The organism is Streptomyces sp. NBC_00354 (assembly GCF_036106915.1).
Taxonomy (GTDB): domain Bacteria; phylum Actinomycetota; class Actinomycetes; order Streptomycetales; family Streptomycetaceae; genus Streptomyces.
On the sequence record NZ_CP107983.1, the window covers coordinates 2,143,035 to 2,164,941 of the forward strand.

The following is a 21,907-nucleotide window of genomic DNA, read 5'->3' on the forward strand; positions in this document are numbered from 1 at the left end:
GCCAGAGCGAAACCCACGACGGGACCCTGTACGTCACAACGGCGACATCAGCCGATCCTCGGGGGGTACCACCGATGCGCACCAGCAATACAGGCACCGCTGTGAGACACCGCAGCGCGGCCGCCCTGGCCGCCCTGTCCCTGGCCGGAGTGCTCGCGCTCACCGGCTGCGGCGCCGGCCAGGACACCGCCGGCTCGGCCTCGGCCGACAAGGCCGCGGTCGGCGCCCCGGAGGGCGCGGCCCAGGGCAAGCCGGGGGCGGCCGCGGCGGCTCCCCCGGCGGCCGCCGGGACCTCGGGCTCCGATGCGGCCAAGAACGGGCAGCAGCCGGCCGCCGTACGCCCGCACGTCATCCGTACGGCGACGCTCGCCCTCGAGACGGCGGACGCGCAGAAGGCATTGGCCGCGGCCCGTACGGCGGCGGAGGGCGCGGGCGGGTACGTGGGCAACGAGTCCACCAAGCGCGGCGAGGACGGCCGGATGACGTCCACCCTGACCCTGCGCGTGCCGGGCGACCGCTTCGACGCGGTGCTCGGCGCGATGGAGGGCAGCGGGAAGCTGCTCAACCGCAAGGTCGAGGCGCAGGACGTGACCGAGAAGGTCGCGGACGTCGACAGCCGGGTCAAGTCGCAGCAAGCGAGCGTGGCCCGGGTGCGGGAGATGATGGACAAGGCCTCGGCGCTCAGTGACGTGGTGATGCTGGAGAGCGAGCTGAGCAGGCGCCAGTCGGACCTGGAGTCGCTGCTCGCGCAGCAGACGGCGCTGAAGGACCAGACCTCGATGGGCACGATCACGATGGAGGTCTCGGAGCCGGCGCCCAAGGCGGCGGAGAAGCCGAAGGACGAGGAGCCGACCTTCCTGGGCGCCCTGAGCGGCGGTTGGAACGTCTTCACGACGATCGTGCAGTACCTGACCCTCGTGGTCGCCGTCCTGCTGCCCTTCGCGGTGACGGCCGCGGTGGCACTGCTGTGCTTCCGCGTGTACCGGCGGCTGCGTCCGGCGAAGCCGAAGGCGGGACTGGCGCCGAAGAAGGTCCCGGCCGTACCGGGGGCGCGGTCCGCGGACCCGACGGAAAAGACCCACGTCCCGGACTGAACACGCATTCGGCCGTAGCGTGTTCGGTACGAGACGGCGGTGCGGAGGACGGGGCGGACGATGGCGACGGAACGACTGGTGGTGGTCGGCGGTGACGCGGCGGGGATGTCCGCCGCGTCACAGGCCCGGCGGCTGAAGGGCCCGGCGGAGCTGGAGATCGTGGCCTTCGAGCGCGGGCACTTCACCTCGTACTCGGCGTGCGGGATCCCGTACTGGATCGGCGGGCAGGTCCCCGGGCGGGACGAGCTGATCGCCCGTACGCCCGAGGAGCACCGCGCCCGGGACATCGACCTGCGCATGCGCACGGAGGTGGTGGAGCTCGACGTGGCCGGGGGCCGGGTCCGTGCCCGCGATCTGGAATCCGGATCCGAATCCTGGACGGGATACGACAAGCTCGTCCTGGCCACGGGGGCCCGCCCGATCCGGCCCCGGCTGCCCGGGATCGGCGCGCACGGGGTGCACGGCGTCCAGACCCTGGACGACGGCCAGCGCCTGATGGCATCTCTGGAACTCACCGAGGGGCCGGAGCGTACGGAGGGCCGCAGGGCGGTCGTCGTCGGCGCGGGCTACATCGGCGTGGAGATGGCGGAGGCGCTGGTCGCGCGGGGGTACGAGGTCACCGTCCTGCACCGCGGGCAGCAGCCGATGGCGACCCTGGACCCGGACATGGGCGCTCTGGTGCACGCCGCGATGAACCGGATGGGGATCCGTACGGAGTCCGGGGCGGAGGTCACGAAGATCCTCACGGACGAGGCGGGCCGGGTGTGCGCGGTGGCCACGGCGGAGGGCGGGGAATACCCGGCGGACGTGGTGGTCCTCGGCATCGGCGTGGAGCCCCGTACGGCGCTGGCCCGCGCGGCGGGACTGCCGCTCGGCGAGTCCGGCGGCGTCCTGACGGACCTCTCGATGCGGGTCCGGGGCCACGAGAACATCTGGTCGGGCGGCGACTGCGTCGAGGTCCTGGACCTGGTGGCAGGCCGGATGCGGCACATCCCGCTGGGCACGCACGCCAACAAGCACGGCCAGGTGATCGGTTCGGGCGTGGGCGGCGGCTACGCCACGTTCCCGGGGGTGGTGGGCACGGCGGTGAGCAAGGTCTGCGACCTGGAGATCGCCCGTACGGGCCTGCGCGAGAAGGACGCCCTGGCAGCGGGCCTGCGGTTCGTCACGGCGACGATCAGCTCGACGACGACGGCGGGCTACTACCCCACGGCTGCGGACATGACGGTCAAGATGCTGGCGGAACTCCGCACGGGCCGCCTGCTCGGTGTCCAGATCGTCGGCGGCGCGGGCTCCGCGAAGCGGGTGGACATCGCGGCGGTCGCCCTGACGGCGGGCATGACGGTGGACCAGGTCGTATCCCTGGACCTGGGCTACGCCCCACCCTTCTCCCCGGTCTGGGACCCCGTCCTGGTGGCCGCCCGCAAGGCCGTCTCGGCGGTGCGGGCAGCTACCTGAGGCCCTGGCCCCGGCCCGCGGAGCGCAGTTCGGACCGGACCGGCTCCAGCAGGCGGCCGGCCCAGTTGCGCGATCTTGTCGAGCCTGTCCGGATCAGCGGGCCGTCCGGGTGTGGACGTAGTCCACCAGGCGGGTCAGGGCGTCCGGGGGGGTCGTCGGGAGGACGCCGTGGCCCAGGTTGAAGACGTGGCCCTCCAGGCCCGACGCCGCCGCGAGGACCTCGTCCGTCTTCGCGCGCACGGCCTCCTCGGTGGAGAAGAGCACCGCCGGGTCCAGGTTGCCCTGGAGCGCCTTGCCGGGGCCGACGCGGCGGGCGGCCTCGTCGAGCGCGACTCGGTAGTCGACGCCCACGACGTCCGCACCGGCCTCGCCCATCAGGCCGAGCAGCTCGCCCGTGCCCACCCCGAAGTGGATGCGCGGGACCCCGTACGAGGCGACGGACTCCAGGACCTTCGCCGACGCCGGCATCACCGAGCGGCGGTAGTCCGCCGGGGCCAGCGCGCCGACCCAGGAGTCGAAGAGCTGCACCGCGGAGGCGCCGGCCTCGATCTGGACCTTCAGGAAGGCGGAGGTGATCTCCGCGAGGCGGTCCAGCAGGTCGGCCCAGAGCTCCGGGTCGCCGTACATGAGGGCCTTGGTGTGCTCGTGGTTCTTCGACGGGCCGCCCTCGACCAGGTAGCTCGCGAGGGTGAAAGGCGCACCGGCGAAACCGATCAACGGCGTGGCGCCCAGTTCACCCGTGAGCATGCCGATCGCCTCGGTGACGTACGAGACGTCCTCCGGGGTGAGGTCGCGCAGCTGTGCGAGGTCCTCGCGGCGGCGGATCGGCTGGGCGACGACCGGGCCGATGCCCGGCTTGATGTCCAGGTCGATGCCGATGGCCTTCAGCGGGACCACGATGTCGGAGAAGAAGATCGCCGCGTCCACGTTGTGGCGGCGGACCGGCTGGAGCGTGATCTCCGTGACCAGGTCGGGCCGCATGCACGACTCCAGCATCTGGGTCCCCTCGCGCACCTTGCGGTACTCGGGGAGCGAGCGCCCGGCCTGCCGCATGAACCACACCGGGGTGTGCGGCACCGGCTCCCGCCGGCACGCCTTCAGGAAGGCGGAATCGTACGTCTGACTCGGCTGGCCCTGGAATGGGGTCTCCCCGGCGCCGGCGGAGCCGTGCGCGAGGGGAAGGTCGTTGGCGCTCACGCGCCAAATCTTCGCACGTATGAAGAAGTGCCCGGCCCGGCGCGGGTGTCCCTGCGCCGCACCGACGCTCGTTCCGCCTAGTCTTCCCCGCATGGCTGCGGCTCAGGGACGATTTTCAGATGGCGCTGACGGTGTGGACAGCGCGAAGGAGAGCTCCGTCCCGCTCCCGTTCCGACGCGCGGTCGACGGATTGAAGAAGGCGCGCCTGCGTCCGGGGATCGAGATCGACCCCACCAGACCGCCCCAGCGCCTGGCCCCGCACGCCTACGCCCTGGAGGCCGCGGTCGTGGACGGCGAGGACGACCTGGCCGACGGCCGGCTCATCCTGCTCCACGATCCGTCCGGGCACGAGGCCTGGCACGGGACCTTCCGGCTGGTGACGCTGGTACGCGCCGAGCTCGAGCCCGAGATGGCCGCCGACCCCCTCCTCCCCGAGGTGTGCTGGTCCTGGCTGACCGGGGCGCTGGAGGCGCGCGGCCTGGCGTACGGGGAGGCGAGCGGGACCGTGACCATGGCGAGCTCGCACTACTTCGGCGGACTCGCGGAGCGGCGGCCGGCCACGCAGATCGAGATCAGAGCCTCGTGGACGCCGCGCGAGGGCGTGGGCGGGGTGCCGGACACCTCGGCGCACCTGTCGGCGTGGTGCGAGCTGCTGTGCCAGATCGCGGGGCTCCCGCCGGTCGGGCCGACGGACTCGGGGACGGGTGTGGTCTCCCTGCCACAGCGGCGCGGTCCGCACCACCCGTAGCCGTAGCGCCGTACGGCGCCACCCGGGCGGTCCAACGGGTCTGCACTTCGTCCGAATGCACCGCGCCCCGTAGAACGGCCGATCGAGCGCCGGAGGCGGGGTGTCGGAACCGGGCGCCCGTTGTGGGCTTCTGATCACCCGATGATCGATCGTGCGTCCGAATTGCCCGAATTGTTACTCACCAAATCGTGATCATTCCCTAAAGCCGGGCGGGTGACGTGCCGAAGGAGTCAGTGACCATCCGCACGGTTCGCACCGGCTTCCTTCCCCGAGCCGGCCGTCCCGCCACTCCCCCAGGAGGCCTAGGTGTCCGTTCTTCTCGAGCAGCCCGCAAGCCTGGTCGCCTACCGCCCGAACAAGCCGACGGCCATGGTCGTCGTGGCCGACCCGCGCGTGCGTTCCACCGTGACCCGCCATCTGTGGGCCCTCGGAGTCCGTGACGTGATCGAGGCGTCGTCCATCGCGGAGGCCCGCCCCCGCGTCGGCAGCCCGCGCGACATCTGCGTGGCCGACGTACACCTGCCCGACGGTTCCGGTCTCACCCTGCTGTCCGAGACCCGGGCCGCCGGCTGGCCGAACGGCCTGGCCCTGTCCGCCGCCGACGACATCGGCGCCGTACGCAACGCCCTCGCGGGCGGAGTGAAGGGCTACGTCGTCACCGGCACGCGGACCAACATCGGGCTCCCCACCCGGCCCGGCGCCGCCCCCATCGGCGCTGCCGCCGCCCGTATGCACCGCCGCCCCCCGGGTGCCCCGAGCCACCCGGGCGGCTACCGCGAGCTCTCCGGCCGCGAGGTCGAGGTCCTGCGCCTCGTCGCGGAGGGCCAGTCCAACAAGGCCATCGGCGTCTCGATGGGCCTGTCCGCCCTGACCGTCAAGTCCCACCTCGCCCGGATCGCCCGCAAGCTGGGCACCGGCGACCGGGCCGGGATGGTCGCCGTTGCCCTGCGGACCGGGATCATCCACTGACACCCGCCCGGCGGCTCCCGGGGAAACTCCCGGGGAAGCCGGGGAAACACCCGAGCCTCCACCTCGCGCCCGTCGACGGAACGTTCCGGCGACGGGCGCGCCGTATCCGCGGATACCCTTGAGCGGTGACCGACGCCCAAGAGACCGCAGCAGACCTGCGCACCACCACCGGGGGCGGCCCCCCGGACGACGTCGAAAAGGCGCCGATTCCGTTGCTCGAGCCCCGTGAGGGGATCCCTCCGGTGGTCGCCGACGAGGACGCACTCGCCCGCGTGGTCGCGGCCTTCGCCGCGGGCACCGGGCCCGTGGCCGTCGACGCCGAGCGCGCCTCCGGATACCGCTACGGCCAGCGCGCCTATCTGGTGCAGCTGCGCCGCGAGGGCGCAGGATCCGCGCTGATCGACCCGGTCGGCTGCCCCGACCTGTCCGCATTGGGCGAGGCCCTGTCCGGCACCGAGTGGATCCTGCACGCCGCCACCCAGGACCTGCCGTGCCTGCGCGAAATAGGCATGGTTCCCACCTCCCTGTTCGACACCGAGCTGGCCGGCCGCCTCGCCGGCTTCCCGCGGGTCGGACTGGGCGCGATGGTCGAGAGCGTGCTCGGCTACGCGCTGGAGAAGGGCCACTCCGCCGTCGACTGGTCCACCCGCCCGCTCCCCGAGCCGTGGCTGCGCTACGCCGCGCTCGACGTGGAGCTGCTGGTGGACCTGCGGGACGCGCTGGAGAAGGAACTGGACCGGCAGGGCAAGCTGGAATGGGCCCGGCAGGAGTTCGACGCCATCGCCGCCGCCCCGCCCGCGCCGCCGCGCAAGGATCCGTGGCGCCGTACGTCCGGCATGCACAAGGTGCGCCGGCGCCGTCAGATGGCCGTCGTGCGGGAGCTGTGGGAGTCCCGGGACCGGATCGCGCAGCGGCGTGACGTGTCGCCCGGCAAGGTGCTGGGGGATGCCGCGATCGTCGAGGCCGCGCTCGCGCTGCCGGCGAACCTGCACGCGCTGTCGGCCCTGCCCGGGTACGGGCAGCGGATGGGCCGGCGCCAGCTGGAGCAGTGGATGGCCGCCGTGGACCGGGCGAAGGCCCTGCCCGAGAGCGCGCTGCCGCAGCCGGGGGCGACCCCGGCGGGTCCCCCGCCGCCGCGTTCGTGGGCGGACAAGGACCCGGCGGCCGCGGCGCGGCTGGCTGCGGCGCGCACCGCCGTCTCGGCGCTCGCGGAGGGGCTGAACCTGCCCCAGGAGAACCTGATCACCCCGGACACGGTCCGCCGGCTGTGCTGGGAGCCGCCGCAGCGGCTCGAGGCGGACGCGGTGGCGCAGGCCCTCGCGGTCCACGGCGCCCGTCCCTGGCAGATCGAACAGGTGACGCCGGCGCTGGTCACGGCCCTGGCCGCGACCACCTGACGCCCCGGCTTCCGAGAGAGCCCCCGGCCCCACCGGCCGGGGGCTCTTTCTGTCCCGGTTCCGCAACAGGGACCCGGAGCCGCTTTTGAACACGCTCAAACCCAGCTAGCTTTTTGAACATGATCAACGACGGGTACGAGGCATGGGTACGCGACTTCGAGGCCGAGCGGGAGCGCCGCGCGGCGGTCGGGGATCCGGAGTGGGACCGGGGGGCCGAGCTCGATCCGGCGCTCGTACGGAGCCTGCAGCGGTTCCAGGTCGGTGAGGACGGGGACGGCTCGGCCCTGATCGGCAAGGCGGACCGGGCCGGGGACCCGGTGTACGCGCAGGCGGTACGGCTCTTCGTGGCCGAGGAGCAGAACCACGCCCGGATGCTGGCGCTGCTGCTGGCGGCGGGCGGGGCCGGAACCCTGGACGGGCACTGGAGCGACGCGGTGTTCGTACGGCTGCGCAGGCTGCTGGGGCTGCGGGTGGAACTGCTGGTGTTGATGGTGGCGGAGGCCGTGGCCCTGGGGTACTACCGGGCGGTGCGGGACGGGGCCCCCGATCCCCTGGCGGCGGAGGTGGCGGGGCGGATCCTCGCGGACGAGGAGCGCCACGTCCCCTTCCACTGCCGGCGGCTGCGCGAGGCACTGGCACCCCTCCCGGCGCCGGCCCGCCGGGCCGCCACCCTGACCTGGCAGGCCCTGCTCGCGGGCGCGGCCGTGGTCGTCGTCGCGGACCACGGCCCGGCACTGCGCCACCTCGGCATCCGGCGCCGCCGGTTCACCGCGGACGTGATCCGCTCCTCCGGCCCCCTGGCCAGGGCGATGTCCACGACTCCCGCCCCCGCCACCGCCGAATCCAGCCCTGTCGGCGTTTGAGGCGCGGGGGGGGTCCGGGGGCGGAGCCCCCGGCAACGGCGCCGCCGGAGTGTGACCTTCGCCGCTCCTCCCGGAGGGGGTGTGCACGCCGGTTACCGGCAAGTAGCATGACCGGGTGAGCGGGCGCTCAGCCACCGGCCGACCGCGCCCCCGCGCAGCAGTGCACACCCGCACCTGGAGGAGAGCCAACGTGCCTCGTACCGTCAGGGACGTCGTCTTCGTCGACGGCGTCCGCACCCCGTTCGGCAAGGCGGGCCCGAAGGGCATCTACAACGGGACCCGCGCCGACGACCTCGTCGTGAAGGCGATCCGGGAGCTGCTGCGCCGCAACCCGGACCTGGACCCCAAGAAGATCGACGAGGTCGCCATCGCCGCGACCACGCAGATCGGTGACCAGGGCCTGACGCTGGGCCGTACCGCCGGCATCCTCGCGGGCCTCCCGCAGTCCGTCCCGGGCTACTCCATCGACCGCATGTGCGCCGGCGCGCTGACCGCCGTCACCGCCGTCGCGGGCGGCGTGGCCTTCGGTGCGTACGACGTCGCCCTCGCCGGCGGTGTCGAGCACATGGGCCGCCACCCCATGGGTGAGGGCGTCGACCCGAACCCGCGCTTCGTCTCCGAGAAGCTGGTCGACGAGTCCGCCCTCTTCATGGGCATGACCGCCGAGAACCTGCACGACCGGTACCCGACGATCACCAAGCTCCGCGCCGACGAGTACGCCGTGCGCTCGCAGGAGAAGGCCGCCAAGGCGTACGCCGACGGCAAGATCCAGCAGGACCTGGTCCCGATCTCGGTGCGCAACACCAACGAGGCGGCCGGTGAGACGGGCTGGGGCCTGGTCACCACCGACGAGCCGATGCGCCCGGGTACCACGCTGGAGAACCTGGCCGGCCTGAAGACCCCGTTCCGTACGCACGGCCGGGTCACCGCGGGCAACGCCGCCGGTCTCAACGACGGTGCCACCGCCGCGATCATCGCGTCCGAGGACTTCGCCCGCGAGAACAACCTCCCGGTCAAGATGCGCCTCGTCTCGTACTCCTTCGCGGGTGTCGAGCCGGAGGTCATGGGCTACGGCCCGATCCCGGCCACCGAGAAGGCCCTCGCCCAGGCCGGCCTGTCCATCGAGGACATAGGCCTGTTCGAGGTCAACGAGGCCTTCGCGGTCCAGGTCCTCGCGTTCCTGGAGCACTACGGCATCGCCGACGACGACGCCCGCGTCAACCAGTACGGCGGCGCGATCGCGTTCGGCCACCCGCTGGCCTCCTCCGGCGTCCGTCTGATGACGCAGCTGGCCCGCCAGTTCGAGGAGCAGCCGCACGTCCGCTACGGCCTGACCACCATGTGCGTCGGCTTCGGCATGGGCGCCACGGTCATCTGGGAGAACCCCAACTTCAACGCCGAGGGAGACTCCAAGTGAGCACCACCGCTGAGCTCCTGAAGGGCGCGGCCGAGCTGTTCCCGGACGAGGTCGTCACGTCCGCGCACGTCCGCCACCTGGACCTGCCGTTCGGCGCCGGGCGCTTCGCGCTCATCACGCTGGACAACGGCTTCGACCACACCAAGCCGACCACCTTCGGCCCGCAGTCCCTCGCCAACCTGAACGCGGCGATCGACCAGGTCGAGCAGGAGGCCCTCGCGGGCTCCATCGTCGGCGCGGGCATCACCGGCAAGCCGTTCATCTTCGCGGTCGGCGCCGACCTCAAGGGTGTCGAGCTGCTCAAGCAGCACGACGAGGCGCTCGCCATCGGCAAGGGCGGCCACGACGTCTTCAAGCGTCTGTCCGCGCTGGCCGTCCCCACCTTCGCGTACTACAACGGCGCGGCGATGGGCGGCGGTGTCGAGGTCGGTCTGCACTGCACCTACCGCACCGTCTCGAAGGCCATCCCGGCCTTCTCGCTGCCCGAGGTCTTCCTCGGCCTGGTTCCCGGCTGGGGCGGCTGCGCCATCCTGCCGAACCTGATCGGCGCCGAGCGCGCGGTCTCGGTGATCATCGAGAACTCGCTCAACCAGAACAAGCAGCTGCGCGGCAAGCAGGTCTTCGACCTGGGCATCGCCGACGCGCTGTTCGAGGGCGCGGACTTCCTGGAGCAGTCGCTCCTGTGGACCGCGAACGTCCTGAACGGCACCACCGAGGTCGTCCGCGACGAGATCGACCGCGGCGAGGCCTGGGACGCGGCCGTCGCCAAGGGCCGCTTCATCGCGGACTCCAAGGTGCACGGCGCCGCTCCCGCCGCCTACCGCGCGCTGGACATCATCGCCGCGGCCAAGGACGGCGACCTCCAGGCCGGCTTCGACGCCGAGGACACGGCCCTGGCCGACCTCATCATGGGCGGCGAGCTGCGCTCGGGCATCTACGCCTTCAACCTGGTCCAGAAGCGCGCCAAGCGCCCGGCCGGCGCCCCGGACAAGTCGCTGGCCCGTCCGGTCACCAAGGTCGGCGTCGTCGGCGCGGGCCTGATGGCCTCGCAGCTGGCGCTGCTCTTCCTGCGCCGCCTGGAGGTGCCGGTGGTCCTCACCGACATCGACCAGGAGCGCGTGGACAAGGGTGTGGGCTACGTCCACGCCGAGATCCAGAAGCTGCTCGGCAAGGGCCGCATCAACCAGGACAAGGCCAACCGCCTGACCGCCCTGGTGACCGGTGTCCTGGACAAGGCCGAGGGCTTCGCGGACGCGGACTTCATCATCGAGGCCGTGTTCGAGGAGATGTCCGTCAAGCAGAAGGTGTTCGCGGAGGTCGAGGCGGTCGCCCCGGCGCACGCGATCCTCGCCACCAACACCTCCTCGCTGTCGGTGTCGGAGATGGCCTCCAAGCTCCAGCACCCGGAGCGCGTGGTCGGCTTCCACTTCTTCAACCCGGTCGCGATCCTCCCGCTGCTGGAGATCGTCCGCGGTGAGCAGACGGACGACGCCTCGCTGGCCACGGCCTTCGGTGTCGCGCGGAAGCTGAAGAAGACCGCGGTCCTCACCAAGGACGCCCCGGCGTTCGTCGTGAACCGCATCCTGACCCGCTTCATGGGCGAGATCCAGAACGTCATCGACGAGGGCACCCCGGTGGTCACGGCGGAGAAGGCCATCGAGCCGCTCGGCCTGCCGATGTCCCCGCTGGTGCTGCTGGAGCTCGTGGGCCCGGCGATCGGTCTGCACGTCTCGGAGACCCTGAACCGCGCCTTCCCGGAGCGCTTCACCGTCTCCCCGAACCTCGCTGCGGTCGTCAAGGCCGGCAAGCGCGGCTTCTACGTCTACGATTCCGGCAAGCCGGAGCTGGACCCCGAGGTCGCCGCGCTCCTGGTCCAGGGCGATGTCGTCCTGACCGAGGAGCAGGTCCGCGACCGCGTCCTGGACGCGGTGGCGCAGGAGATCGGCCTGATGCTGGAGGAGGGTGTCGTGGCCGAGGCCCAGGACATCGACCTCTGCCTCATCACGGGCGCCGGCTGGCCCTTCCACCTGGGCGGCGTGACGCCGTACCTGGACCGCGAGGGTGTCTCGGAGCGCGTGAACGGCAAGAAGTTCCTCGCCCCGGGTCTGGCGAGCGTCCCGGCCTGAGGCCTGTACGCCCGTACGTACGCCCGTACCCCGGGCGGTGCGTGAGCACCGCGGACGCCCGCCCCCCTCGTGGGGGCGGGCGTCCGCCGTTCTGCGGGGCGGGGCGGGACCCGCAGCGGGGCCCGGCGCGGAAACCGCCCGTCCGGGCTGGCAGAATAAGGTCCATGGCGGATGGCAAGACACCTTTCAGCCGCCGGACCCTGCTGTTCGCGGGCGGCGCTGTGGCCGCCGGCCTCACCACGAGCGGTCTGTCCTGGGCGCTGCGCGCCGGGGCCGGCGAGCAGGACGATTCCCGGCCGGTGGTCGGCGAGTTCGACATGTCGACCGGTGCAGAGCTGCTCGCTTCGACTCCGCTGTTCAATACGACGGGTCCTCAGTCGTTCGCGTTCGACGACACGAACGGTCAGGTCTACACCCTGCAGACCGTCCAGGCCGGTATCCGGCTCGACGACGAGGAGGACGCGGTCGACTCGGGCGGCCGCAAGACCTCCGGCGATATGTGCCTGACCCGGCTGAGCAGTTCCGGGAAAACGCTCGGGCACATGTATCTGCGCGGCTTCGGCCACGGAATTTCCTGCGGCGTCGAGCCGACGGGCCAGCGCACGTACATATGGGTGGAGGGCAGGGCCGACGCCGAGAGCGGCTACGGCCGCACGGTGGTCCGGGTGCCGTTCAAGGACGGTTCGGTCCTCGACAGTTCCGACGAATCCGTCCACCATTTCGATCCGGTTCCCGGATCCACCGATGTCTCCCCCGCGCTCGACCTGCCCGGCGAACGGGTCCTGGTGAGCCACGAGGAGGAGGGCGTGCACCGGTTCTCGGTGTACGGGATGGCGGATTTCCTGACCGGGAGCTTCAACCCCGCACAGGTCATCAAGGCCGGGGTGCAGGTCCAGGAAGAGGAGTGGTTCCAGGGCTGCGCGCTGTACGGGGACTTCGTCTACGTACTGACCGGCAACCCGTATACCGGGCAGAACGGGGACAATCCGCGGAAGTCCGGCGGAAATACATATGTCTCGGCAATTGACGTCCGCACCGGCAAGGCACAAGGACGTCACCTCGTGACCGTGGCACCGGATCTGGCCTACCGGGAGCCGGAGGGAATCGCGGTCAGCCTGGCCGGCGGACGGCCGGCATTGTGCGTCGGATTTTCCGTGAAGGCGAAGGACCGGCGCGAGCTGGCGCTGTATCGCTACACCCTCTGAGGATCCGTGCAGGAGGGGCTCAAGAGGGACTGATGTCACATGTATTTGTGAAGATGCCCTAAATCATTGGCCTGTGGTTCACCAGGCGTTCTAGAGCCATCCATGAGGCTGCTTATACTACTGCGACACTTCACAGGATCCTTATACCTCCACGGGGGAGGCACCGCACCATGGGCTCCAAGCGGCTGCGAGCCGTGCTCGGCGTTCTGATCACGGCTGGGCTCATCCTCAGCTTCGTCGGGATGCTGGTCGCCGTCGCCTTCGTCTCGCTCCCCCTGTTCGCAGGCTGCGCCGCGCTCAGCTACGTCGCCGACCTGATGCTCCACAACACCGAGTCGCCGACGCTGGAGAAGCTGCGCGACTCGCGCTTCGGCCTCACCATGCGCTTCCTGATCCGGCAGTTCCTGCTGCTGGGCCTGTGCGGCGCCATCGCCGACATCGAGTCGTTCGTGGCGCAGATGACGACCATCGGCCTGCTCCTCCTGTTCATCCTGCAGCTCGCGTACGGGGCGCTCCTCAAGCACGTCCGCAAGATGCGCAACGAACTTCCGTTCACCACGCGCGGGCTGGACCTGGAGGCGCTCGGCATCCGCCGCATGCCGCACCCGTTCCTGATGAACAAGCACGTCCGCAAGACGCTGCACCTGGACATCCCGCTGGTGGCCGGCTCGCTCACCACCATCGCGACGGACGACTGGCGCTTCGTCACGTACGGCATGATCACCACCGTCTTCCTCGCCTATTTCTCGCTGCTGGTGCTGGTGCCCGATGCGCGCAACGCGCTCAAGCTGCCCACCACCGACGAGGCCATCGAGGAGCTCAACCACCAGCTGGCGGAATACCGCCCCCAGGTCGCGCTCTACTTCACCTTCGCCGCCGTCTCCAAAGACTTCATGTACCAGGTGAACATGTGGCTGGAGTCGCTGGAGTCGCTGGAGCTGCGGCCCATCATCGTGCTGCGCGAGCGAGCCACCCTGCGCTACCTGGACGCCACCTCGGTTCCCGTCATCTGCATTCCGAAGGCGGACAATCTCGCACGTATCGAGATGAACGAACTCCGTGTCGCCCTCTACCCCGGCAACGCCGGCAAGAACGTGCACATGCTGCAGCGCGCCGAGGTCAAGCACGTCTTCATCGGCCACGGCGACAGCGACAAGCTCGCGAGCAGCAACCGGGTCAGCAAGGTCTTCGACGAGATCTGGGTGGCCGGCCGGGCCGGCCGCGACCGCTACGAGCGCATCAAGCACGCCGTGTCGCACCACCAGATCGTCGAGGTCGGCCGACCCCAGCTGATGCCCCTGCACCGCTGGACCGGCCGGGTCGCGGGCCCCGTGCCCACCGTCATCTACGCCCCCACCTGGGAGGGCTGGACCGACGACGCCTGCTACACCTCGGTCATCCCGGCCGGCGAGAAGCTGATCAAGGCGCTGCTCGACTACGAGCGCGACATCCGCATCATCTACAAGCCGCACCCGCTCACCGGCTCGCGCTCCGCCGAGGCCGCCGCCGCCCACCGCCGCGTCATCGCCCTCCTCGAGGAGGACAACGCCCGGCGCTTCGGCCGCAACCTCACCGACTCCAAGGCCGCCGCCAAGAAGCTCGCCCGGATCGACCAGCGCATCGCCGACCTCTCCGAGCGCGGCGTCCGCTCCAAGTACCCGGACCTCACCGAGGAGGAGCGGACCGCGCGCATCCGGCGCAGCCGCAACCAGGCCGGCGCCCTGTACTGGAGCGCCGTTCCCGACGGCGCGCACCACGTGGTGACCGAGCGGATCCCGGCCCTGTACGACTGCTTCAACCAGTCCGACCTGCTCATCGGCGACATGTCCAGCGTCGTCTCCGACTTCGTCGCGACCCTGAAGCCGTACGCGATCTTCAACCTCGACGGCCTGCCGGACGACCAGTTCCGCAACGAGCAGCGGACGGCGTACGCCTCGTACCTGCTGGACGGGGACTGCAACGGTCTCGCCGAGGCCATCGAGGCCACGCTGAACCCGCGCGAGGACCTCATGGCCCCGTACCGCGAGCAGCTCAAGGAGTACCTCCTCGGCGAGGAGTACCCGCCGTCGATCGTCCGCTTCAACGCGGCCGCCAACAACCTCTACCGGCGGGGGCTGCGCGACTTCCCCATCGAGTACCCGGAGCAGGCCCCCTACCCCGTGTAGGCGGGCCTCCCCGGTGCTCGAGTCGCACCGCCCGTCCACCCACCGCCCTGCCCGACCGCCGTGCCGCACCCCTCAGCTCAGGAAGAAGGAGCCTTGTCCTCCAGGCCCGTCCCCCACCGCACCGTCGCCGTCGTTCTCGCTGGGGGCACCGGCCAGCGCATCGGTCTCGAGATACCGAAGCAGCTGCTCAAGATCGCCGGCAAGCCGATCCTGGAGCACACGCTCCACGTCTTCGAGAACGCGCCGGACGTCGACGAGGTGATCCTCCTCATGACGCCCGCGTTCGTGGAGGACGCCCGCCGCATCGTCGAGCGGGCCCGGCTGGGCAAGGTCACCCGGGTCCTGGCCGGCGGCTCGACCCGCAGCGAGACCACCCGGATCGCCATCGAGGCCGCGGCCGCCGGGCTCGGCGAGGGCGAGGACTGCAACCTCCTGTTCCACGACGCGGTGCGCCCGCTGCTCTCGCAGCGCGTGGTGCGCGAATGCGTCGAGTCCCTCGAGCGCTACCAGGCCGTCGACGTCGCCATCCCGTCCTCCGACACCGTCATCGTGACCCGCACCCACGGCGACGACGGCGAGTTCATCACCGAGGTCCCCGACCGCTCCCGGCTGCGCCGCGGCCAGACCCCGCAGGGCTTCCGGCTCTCCACGATCCGCGCCGCGTACGAGCGGGCGGCCGCGGACCCCTCCTTCCAGGCCACCGACGACTGCTCCGTCGTCGTGAAGTACCTGCCCGACGTCCCGGTCCACGTGGTCACCGGCGACGACTACAACATGAAGGTCACCCAGCCCGTCGACGTCTTCATCGCCGACAAGCTGTTCCAGCTCGCCTCCCACGCCGCGCCCGCCCAGGCCGGCGAGGCCGCGTACCGCGAGCAGCTGGCCGGCAAGACGATGGTGGTCTTCGGCGGCTCGTACGGCATCGGCGCCGACATCTCCCGCATCGCGGAGGGCTTCGGCGCCCGCGTCTTCGCCCTGGGCCGCTCCACCACCGGCACGCACGTCGAGAACCTCGACCACGTCGAGGAGGCCCTGGCCAAGGCCTACGCCGAGACCGGCCGCATCGACTACGTCGTCAACACCGCCGGCGTGCTGCGCGTCGGCCGCCTCGACGCGACCGACAACGACACGATCCGCGAAGCGCTCGAGGTCAACTACCTCGCGCCCGTGAACATCGCCCGGACCTCGTACAAGTACCTGAGCGAGACCCAGGGCCAGCTGCTGCTCTTCACCTCCAGCAGCTACACCCGCGGCCGCGCCGAGTACAGCCTGTACTCCTCGACCAAGGCCGCCATGGTCAACCTGACCCAGGCGCTGGCCGACGAGTGGGCCGAGGACGGCATCCGCGTCAACTGCGTGAACCCGGAGCGCACGGCCACCCCGATGCGCACGAAGGCGTTCGGCCAGGAGCCCTCGGCCTCGCTGCTCACGTCCGAGTCGGTCGCCCTGACCTCCCTGGACGTGCTGCTGTCCGAGATGACCGGCCACGTGATCGACGTACGCAAGCAGGACCCGACGACGACGCCGGCGCAGCGTTCCGGCTTCGAGGCGGCGCTGGCGTCCGTACTGATCCAGACCACGGAGGACCAGGGGGTCTAGGCGTGACGTACACACCCGGACAGCAGCAGCCGCCGCGGAGGATCTTCGTGGCCGGCGACTCCGAGGCGGTCACCCGGCCGTACAGCTATCTGCCGATGGTGGGCTGGGCCCAGGCACTGCCCCTCTTCCTCACCGATGCGGTCGAGGTCGTCAACTGTGCCCGCGCCCGCGCGAGCTCGAAGAGCTTCCGCGAGCGCGGCCGGCTCCAGTGGATCCTCGACAACCTGGAGCCCGGCGACTACCTGCTGTTCGGCTTCGGCCAGATCGACTGGAAGACCGACCCCGGCCTGCACACCAAGCCGTTCTCCACGTTCCAGGAGAACATGGCCGCCTTCGTGCACGGCGCGCGCGAGCGCCAGGCCCACCCGGTGATCCTGTTGCCGTACGAACGGCGCCGCATGGACGCGCACGGCAACGTCGCCCGCTTCCTGGGCGACTACCCGCTCGCGGCCCGGCAGCTGGCCGAGGACGAGCACGTTCCGGTCGTCGACCTGTACGGCCAGAGCGTGCAGTGGTGGGAGGAGCTCGGGCCGGAGCCGTCCAAGCTCGTCTTCACCTATCTGCGGCCCGGTGAGCCGCTGCTGGAGAACGTCCAGGACGGGGACAACGTGCACCTGCGCGCGGAGGGCGCGATCGAGTGCGCCCGGTTCGTCGCCCGCAGCCTCGCCGAGCAGGGCGTCATCCCCTCCCCGTGGGTCCGCGACCTCGACCGCCGCCGGTTCTCCTACGAGGAGATGGGCTGGCTGGACGAGGAGACGTTCTCGCACCGTACGAAGTCCCGGGTGTCCGAGCCCGCGGCACGCAAGGAGTCCAGCGCGTGAACCTCCTCCGCCGCGGGCAGGCCGTCGGCGACACCCCGTCACTGGGCGCCGTGTACGCGGCCCTTTACAGCTCCGCCGACCCGCGCCGCGGTGTCTCCCCGGGCGAGACCGTCCAGTTCGGCCTGTCCGTCGCACCCGATCAGGGCGCCTCGCGCGGCTGCGCCTACCTGGCGGAGGAACCGCTGACCGCCGTCGGCGAGATCGTCGGCGTGCAGGGACTGGAGTACTTCCCCCGCCAGCGCTGGTTCCGGGCCCGCGCCGACGCCGGGGAGCAGACGACGGGGGTCCTGCACCTGCGCGTCGGCGACTCGGCCACGGCACGCAGCATCCGGCCCCGGATCCTCGTGGGCATCCCGGACGCCTCGGGCCGCAAGCTCGTACGGACGGGGAAACTCGCCGCCGAGCCCCTGCCGCTGCGGCCGGCCACCGCCCGTGGCCTGCGGATCACGACCGAACCGGACCGGCCGGGCACCGTCAACGTGCTCTCGGCCGCGCCGGCGGGAAGCACGGCCGTCTCCGTGACACAGCCGCGGGGCGGCCGGGCGCAGCTGTCGCAGGACGGCTGGGTCACGTACGCGCCCGCCCCCGGTTTCACCGGCTACGACCGGTTCGAGTACACGGTGAGCACGGCTGCGGCCGCCAAGCCGACCTCGCACGTGAACGTCTTCGTGGGCTCCTTGGAGCACATCCCGGGCGCCTTCCCGCAGCATCCGTCGGACAGCGCCCCGCGTCCTTGGCAATGGCCCGAACTCACCGGGGAGATGCCGTGGCCCCGCCCCGCCGCTCCGCAGAACTGACGAGGATCCCGACATCATGAACACCGCCGTCGTCGGCCCCACCGACGTCAAGGACGTGACGGTCGCCGTCCGGGTCTGCAATCAGGCCGCGGCGCTCGACGCCTGCCTGGCTTCCGTCTTCGTGCAGTCCATCGGTACGGAGCGACTGGAGATCATCGGCGTCGACGACGGCTCGACCGACGAGAGCGGGTCCGTGCTCGCGCGCGCGGCGCACCAGTACCCCGCCTTCGTCCGCGTGGGGCAGGTGTCGCACGGGCTGAGTCCGGCGGCCGCCCGCAACTGGGCGCTGAGCCAGGTGCGCGGACGGTACGTCATCTTCCTGGACGCCACGGACCGGCTGGCGCCCGACGCACTGGAGCGGATGGTCGCCGCGGCCGACGCGAACGAGGCCGATGTCGTGCTCGGCAAGCTGGAGAGCTCGGGCCGGCATGCGGTCGCGACGTCGATGTTCCGCAAGAACCAGGCCTACACCGATGTGTACGCCTCGCGCGTCTACTGGTCGCTGACGCCGGACAAGCTGTTCCGCACCAGCCTGCTGCAGCGCCGCGGGCTGGCCTTCCCCACCGACATGGTGATCGGCGACGACCAGGCCTTCACGGCCGGCGCCTTCATCGGGGCCGACAACGTCTCGGTCGTCGGCGACGCGACCTGCGTGGTCAAGGGCCCCTCGCCGGCGGAGCGGGCGACGCTGCCGGACCGGGTCGCCCTGGTCTCCCGGATGCTGGCCCTGGTCGGCTCGCAGCTGCCCGAGGGGCCGCGCCGGGACAAGCTCCAGTCCCGCCACCTGGAGGTGGAGCTCGGCAAGGCGACCGCGGCCGCGCTGATGTCCGCCACCGATGCGGCGGAGCGGGACCAGGCGCTGTGGGCCGCCGCCGAGGTGCTGCGCACCCAGGCGTCCCCGGGGGCGCTGGCGCTGCTGCCGCGCATGGTGGCCGTACGGTTCGCCCTGCTGGCGCAGGGCCGCTTCGCCGAGGCGCAGCGCATGGCCGCCTTCGAGGCGGACAAGGAGCGTCCGGCCGTCCGCAAGACGGTGGAGAACGGCCGGGTGTACACGACGCTGCCGTTCTTCCGCGACCCGCAGGTCGCCCTGCCGGACGAGCTGTTCGACATCACCGGCGACATGACGGTCACCCACCAGTTGGAGAAGGCCCGCTGGGACGGGCCGATGCTGCTGCTGGAGGGCTTCGCGTTCTTCGAGCAGCTGTCGACGAAGGACCGCGCCACCCGGGTGGTGCTGCGCGAGCGGACGAGCGGTGCGATGGAGAGCTGCCCCGTCACGGCCCGCAGGGACGACGAGCTGACCAATGCCAAGGGCAGGCCCCGGGCGATGGGCCGCTTCTCCTGCCGGGTCAACCTGGCGCAGACCTCGAGCGGCTGGCCGCTCCCGCCGGGCACCTGGGACCTGCACCTCGCGGTCGGCTTCGAGGGCGTGACCCAGGAGGTGCGGCTCGGCCCGCGGCGCGCCGAGGAGCTCGACACGACGGCCCGGATGCCGGTGCGGATCGCGGCCGCGCCCGGTACGCAGGGCTTCGAGCTGGCGGCCACCCCGTACTACACGGAGTCCGGGGGTCTCAGCATCGAGGTGTCGCAGCGGACGCCGCTGCCGCGGCACGCCTGACGGCAGGGCCGCGGGACGGCCGGGACGGCCTGCCCGCCCGTCCCGCGGCCTACCCGCCCCGCGCCCGCGTCCGCCTCAGGCGGCGTCCCAGGGGCCGAAGACCAGCCCCTGCTGGGTCGTGTCCTGCCGGGTGCAGATCAGTGCGCCGTCCGCGTCGAGGGCGGCCACGACGATGCGGCCTGCCGCGTCGACCGCCACCTGGGGCGCGTGCGCGCCATGGCCGCCGAGGGAGGCCCACCAGGTGCCGTAGCCCTCGTTCTCGGTGACGTAGGCGGTGAGTTCGATGTCCCCCTCGGCGCCGGTCTGCGCGAGCACCGTGCAGTCGTAGCCGCCGATGACGGCCCGGACCACGCCCGGCGCGCCCGTTCCGCCGGCGCCGCCGAGGGCCATCAGGCCGCCGCCCTGTGCGCCCGGCTGCCCGGCCCGCCAGGCGACCAGCGAGCCGTCGCCCGGGTAGCGCCAGAAGTACGTCACCCTGCGCGGGCCCGTCTCGCACAGGACCGGGGTGCCGGGAACGACCGGCGTGGGGATGCGGTCGGCGAGCTGGAAGCGGCCCTGGCCGACACCCACCCAGCGGTCGGCTCCGGCCCGGCCGAGGGCGAGCAGCTCGAGCGGCCCGCCCACCGACATGAGCGGGGCCACGTCGCCCGCGTACGGCTCCGGCGCCACCTGCTTCCAGCCGCCCCACGCGCCCTCGGCGTTGCGGCTGCGCCGCAGGACGCCGCCGTGGCGCAGGGAGACGAGGACGTGCGTGGAGCCCGAGCGCTGGTTGACGGCGATGCGCGGCGGGCCGGCCAGCCGTTCGTCGGCGGGGCCGCCGCGCAGGCCGGGGGTGCCGAGGCTGTGCCAGTCGATCATTCCCCGGCCCGGCTGGAACTGGGTGGAGACGATGACCTCCGGCCCCTCCGAGCCGTCCTGGACGGTCCGCAGGGCGACGAAGTGCACGTACCCCTCGCGGCTCTGTGCCATCGAGACGGTGCCCAGCCAGCCCGGGATCTCGAACACGTCGGGGCCGGTCCAGCCGGCGCGGGGGGCCGCGGCCTCGGTCCAGCGCAGCAGGCCGTGCGGGGTGCACGCGTAGGCCGTCAGGCGGCCGTCGCCGCCATTGAACAGCCAGTTTCCGGCCACCGACGGTGACCGGCGGGAACCTGGTCCGCCCGGGGCCGCATCCTGCGTCGTGCCGTCGGAAGTGGCGCCCCGGCTACCGCTTTTGCCTCGGATCACGCCACTGTCCACCCTTCTGCCGAGTATGTCCTGCTCACGTGACGGGGCTCTTCACCGGAAAGAACCAGCCACTCGAAAGTGTGTCTTATGATGCACCCCATCGATAATAGAAGGGCTCTGCCTCCATGACCGACCGGCCCTCGGCCACCACCCCCCCGTCCCGGCGCAAGCCGCGGCGCGGCGGCAGGCGACGTGCCCTGCGAATCGTGCTGCTGACGGTGGCCGTGCTCATCCTCGCGGCCGGTGGCGCGGGCTGGTGGGCCTACAGCCATCTCAACGGCAACATCGACAGCGTCGACCTGGACCAGGCGATCGGCGACAACCGCCCGAAGAAGGTCGTCGCGGGTGCGCAGAACGTCCTCGTACTCGGCTCCGACTCGCGCGCCGGGGCCAACGCGGACCTCGACCACGGCGATGTGAGCGGCGCCCGCTCGGACACCGCCATGCTGGTGCACATACCCGAGGGCCGGTCCAAGGCCACCGCGGTGAGCATCCCGCGCGACACCCTGATCAGCCGGCCCGAATGCAAGGACGCCGACGGCAAGACCGTCAAGGCCGCGAACCGGGTCATGTTCAACTCGGTCTACTCGCTGGCCGGACCGGCCTGCGTGGTCAAGACCGTGGAGCAGATGTCCGGGGTCCGCGTGGACCACTTCGTCGAGGTCGACTTCGCCGGGTTCAAGGGCCTGGTGGACGCGCTCGGCGGGGTCACCGTCACCCTGGACAAGCCGATGAGCGGAGCGAAGGGCGGCCTCAAGCTCGACGCCGGCACGCACCGCCTGAACGGCGCCGACTCGCTGAAGTTCGTCCGTACCCGCTACGGCTACGGCGACGGCAGCGACCTCGGGCGCATAGGGCTCCAGCAGCAGTTCATGATGGCGATGCTGTCGGAGATCAAGAAGCAGGACGCGCTCGGCAACCCGGCCCGGCTCTACAAGCTCGCCGACGCCGGCACGAAGTCGCTGACCACCGACTCCGACCTCGCCTCCCTCACCTCCCTGGCCGACTTCGCCCAGAGCATGAAGGGCGTGGACCCGGACACCATGGAGACGATCATGCTTCCGGTCGCCTACGACAAAGTGGACCCGAACCGCGTGGTCGTCGCCGAGCCGCAGGCGGGCCAGCTCTGGGAGGCCCTGCGCACCGACCAGAAGATCCCGGCGGAGGCGAAGAAGTCCCCCGCCAAGGGCTGAGCCCCGGCCGTCGTAC

The 21,907-nt window shown here is 71.6% G+C and carries 17 protein-coding genes; 15 read left to right on the forward strand and 2 right to left on the reverse strand.

The window, feature by feature from the left end; genetic code table 11:
• Positions 1–101: 101 nt before the first annotated feature.
• Complete coding sequence (locus OHT74_RS09630) at positions 102–1,094, forward strand: DUF4349 domain-containing protein (RefSeq protein WP_328620032.1); 993 nt, start codon at positions 102–104, stop codon at positions 1,092–1,094.
• Between the two features lie 60 nt (positions 1,095–1,154).
• Positions 1,155–2,552: an FAD-dependent oxidoreductase gene (locus OHT74_RS09635; RefSeq protein WP_328620033.1), complete on the forward strand. Its 1,398-nt coding sequence runs from the start codon at positions 1,155–1,157 to the stop codon at positions 2,550–2,552.
• Positions 2,553–2,645: 93 nt separating this feature from the next.
• Here OHT74_RS09635 and hemE read toward each other — a convergent pair whose 3' ends face one another.
• Entirely contained in the window at positions 2,646–3,749 is a 1,104-nt protein-coding gene (gene hemE / locus OHT74_RS09640) for a uroporphyrinogen decarboxylase (RefSeq protein WP_443047328.1), read from the reverse strand.
• A 91-nt stretch (positions 3,750–3,840) separates the two neighbouring features.
• Between hemE and OHT74_RS09645 the strand changes: the two genes are divergently transcribed.
• The 12 genes from OHT74_RS09645 to OHT74_RS09700 all read left to right on the forward strand — a co-directional run bounded on the left by OHT74_RS09645 (position 3,841) and on the right by OHT74_RS09700 (position 19,474).
• Positions 3,841–4,497, forward strand: coding sequence for a DUF3000 domain-containing protein (locus tag OHT74_RS09645; protein WP_266634219.1), 657 nt, complete (start codon positions 3,841–3,843; stop codon positions 4,495–4,497).
• Positions 4,498–4,803: 306 nt separating this feature from the next.
• The gene (locus OHT74_RS09650) at positions 4,804–5,466 is read left to right on the forward strand and encodes a helix-turn-helix transcriptional regulator (protein ID WP_007267191.1); all 663 of its coding nucleotides are present in this window, start codon (positions 4,804–4,806) and stop codon (positions 5,464–5,466) included.
• Positions 5,467–5,591: 125 nt separating this feature from the next.
• A complete protein-coding gene (locus OHT74_RS09655; protein ID WP_266997586.1) occupies positions 5,592–6,863 on the forward strand; it encodes a ribonuclease D in 1,272 nt (423 codons plus the stop codon).
• Between the two features lie 119 nt (positions 6,864–6,982).
• Complete coding sequence (locus tag OHT74_RS09660; RefSeq protein ID WP_328620034.1) at positions 6,983–7,726, forward strand: ferritin-like domain-containing protein; 744 nt, start codon at positions 6,983–6,985, stop codon at positions 7,724–7,726.
• A 190-nt stretch (positions 7,727–7,916) separates the two neighbouring features.
• The gene (locus tag OHT74_RS09665) at positions 7,917–9,143 is read left to right on the forward strand and encodes a thiolase family protein (protein ID WP_266997582.1); all 1,227 of its coding nucleotides are present in this window, start codon (positions 7,917–7,919) and stop codon (positions 9,141–9,143) included.
• Positions 9,140–11,269 carry a 3-hydroxyacyl-CoA dehydrogenase NAD-binding domain-containing protein gene (locus OHT74_RS09670; protein ID WP_266662614.1) on the forward strand — a complete coding sequence of 710 codons (2,130 nt, stop codon included), beginning with the start codon at positions 9,140–9,142 and terminating at the stop codon, positions 11,267–11,269. The genes OHT74_RS09665 and OHT74_RS09670 overlap by 4 nt, the downstream gene beginning before the upstream one ends.
• A 164-nt stretch (positions 11,270–11,433) precedes the next feature.
• Positions 11,434–12,474, forward strand: coding sequence for a phage baseplate protein (locus tag OHT74_RS09675; protein WP_328620035.1), 1,041 nt, complete (start codon positions 11,434–11,436; stop codon positions 12,472–12,474).
• Positions 12,475–12,644: 170 nt separating this feature from the next.
• Positions 12,645–14,639 (forward strand): hypothetical protein, encoded by a 1,995-nt coding sequence (locus OHT74_RS09680; protein ID WP_266662618.1) that lies wholly within the window; start codon positions 12,645–12,647, stop codon positions 14,637–14,639.
• A 93-nt stretch (positions 14,640–14,732) separates the two neighbouring features.
• On the forward strand, positions 14,733–16,238 hold the full coding sequence (locus OHT74_RS09685) for a bifunctional cytidylyltransferase/SDR family oxidoreductase (RefSeq protein ID WP_266997576.1): 1,506 nt from the start codon (positions 14,733–14,735) through the stop codon (positions 16,236–16,238).
• A 2-nt stretch (positions 16,239–16,240) separates the two neighbouring features.
• The gene (locus OHT74_RS09690; protein WP_328620036.1) at positions 16,241–17,059 is read left to right on the forward strand and encodes a rhamnogalacturonan acetylesterase; all 819 of its coding nucleotides are present in this window, start codon (positions 16,241–16,243) and stop codon (positions 17,057–17,059) included.
• On the forward strand, positions 17,056–17,856 hold the full coding sequence (locus OHT74_RS09695) for an Ig-like domain-containing protein (protein ID WP_328620037.1): 801 nt from the start codon (positions 17,056–17,058) through the stop codon (positions 17,854–17,856). The genes OHT74_RS09690 and OHT74_RS09695 overlap by 4 nt, the downstream gene beginning before the upstream one ends.
• 16 nt (positions 17,857–17,872) lie before the next feature.
• Positions 17,873–19,474 (forward strand): glycosyltransferase family 2 protein, encoded by a 1,602-nt coding sequence (locus OHT74_RS09700; RefSeq protein ID WP_328620038.1) that lies wholly within the window; start codon positions 17,873–17,875, stop codon positions 19,472–19,474.
• Positions 19,475–19,549: 75 nt separating this feature from the next.
• On the opposite strand, the gene OHT74_RS09705 is transcribed toward OHT74_RS09700, so the two are convergent.
• Entirely contained in the window at positions 19,550–20,602 is a 1,053-nt protein-coding gene (locus tag OHT74_RS09705) for a hypothetical protein (RefSeq protein ID WP_328620039.1), read from the reverse strand.
• A 221-nt stretch (positions 20,603–20,823) separates the two neighbouring features.
• On the opposite strand from OHT74_RS09705, the gene OHT74_RS09710 reads away from it, so the two are divergent.
• On the forward strand, positions 20,824–21,891 hold the full coding sequence (locus OHT74_RS09710; protein WP_328620040.1) for an LCP family protein: 1,068 nt from the start codon (positions 20,824–20,826) through the stop codon (positions 21,889–21,891).
• The last annotated feature ends 16 nt before the right edge of the window (positions 21,892–21,907 follow it).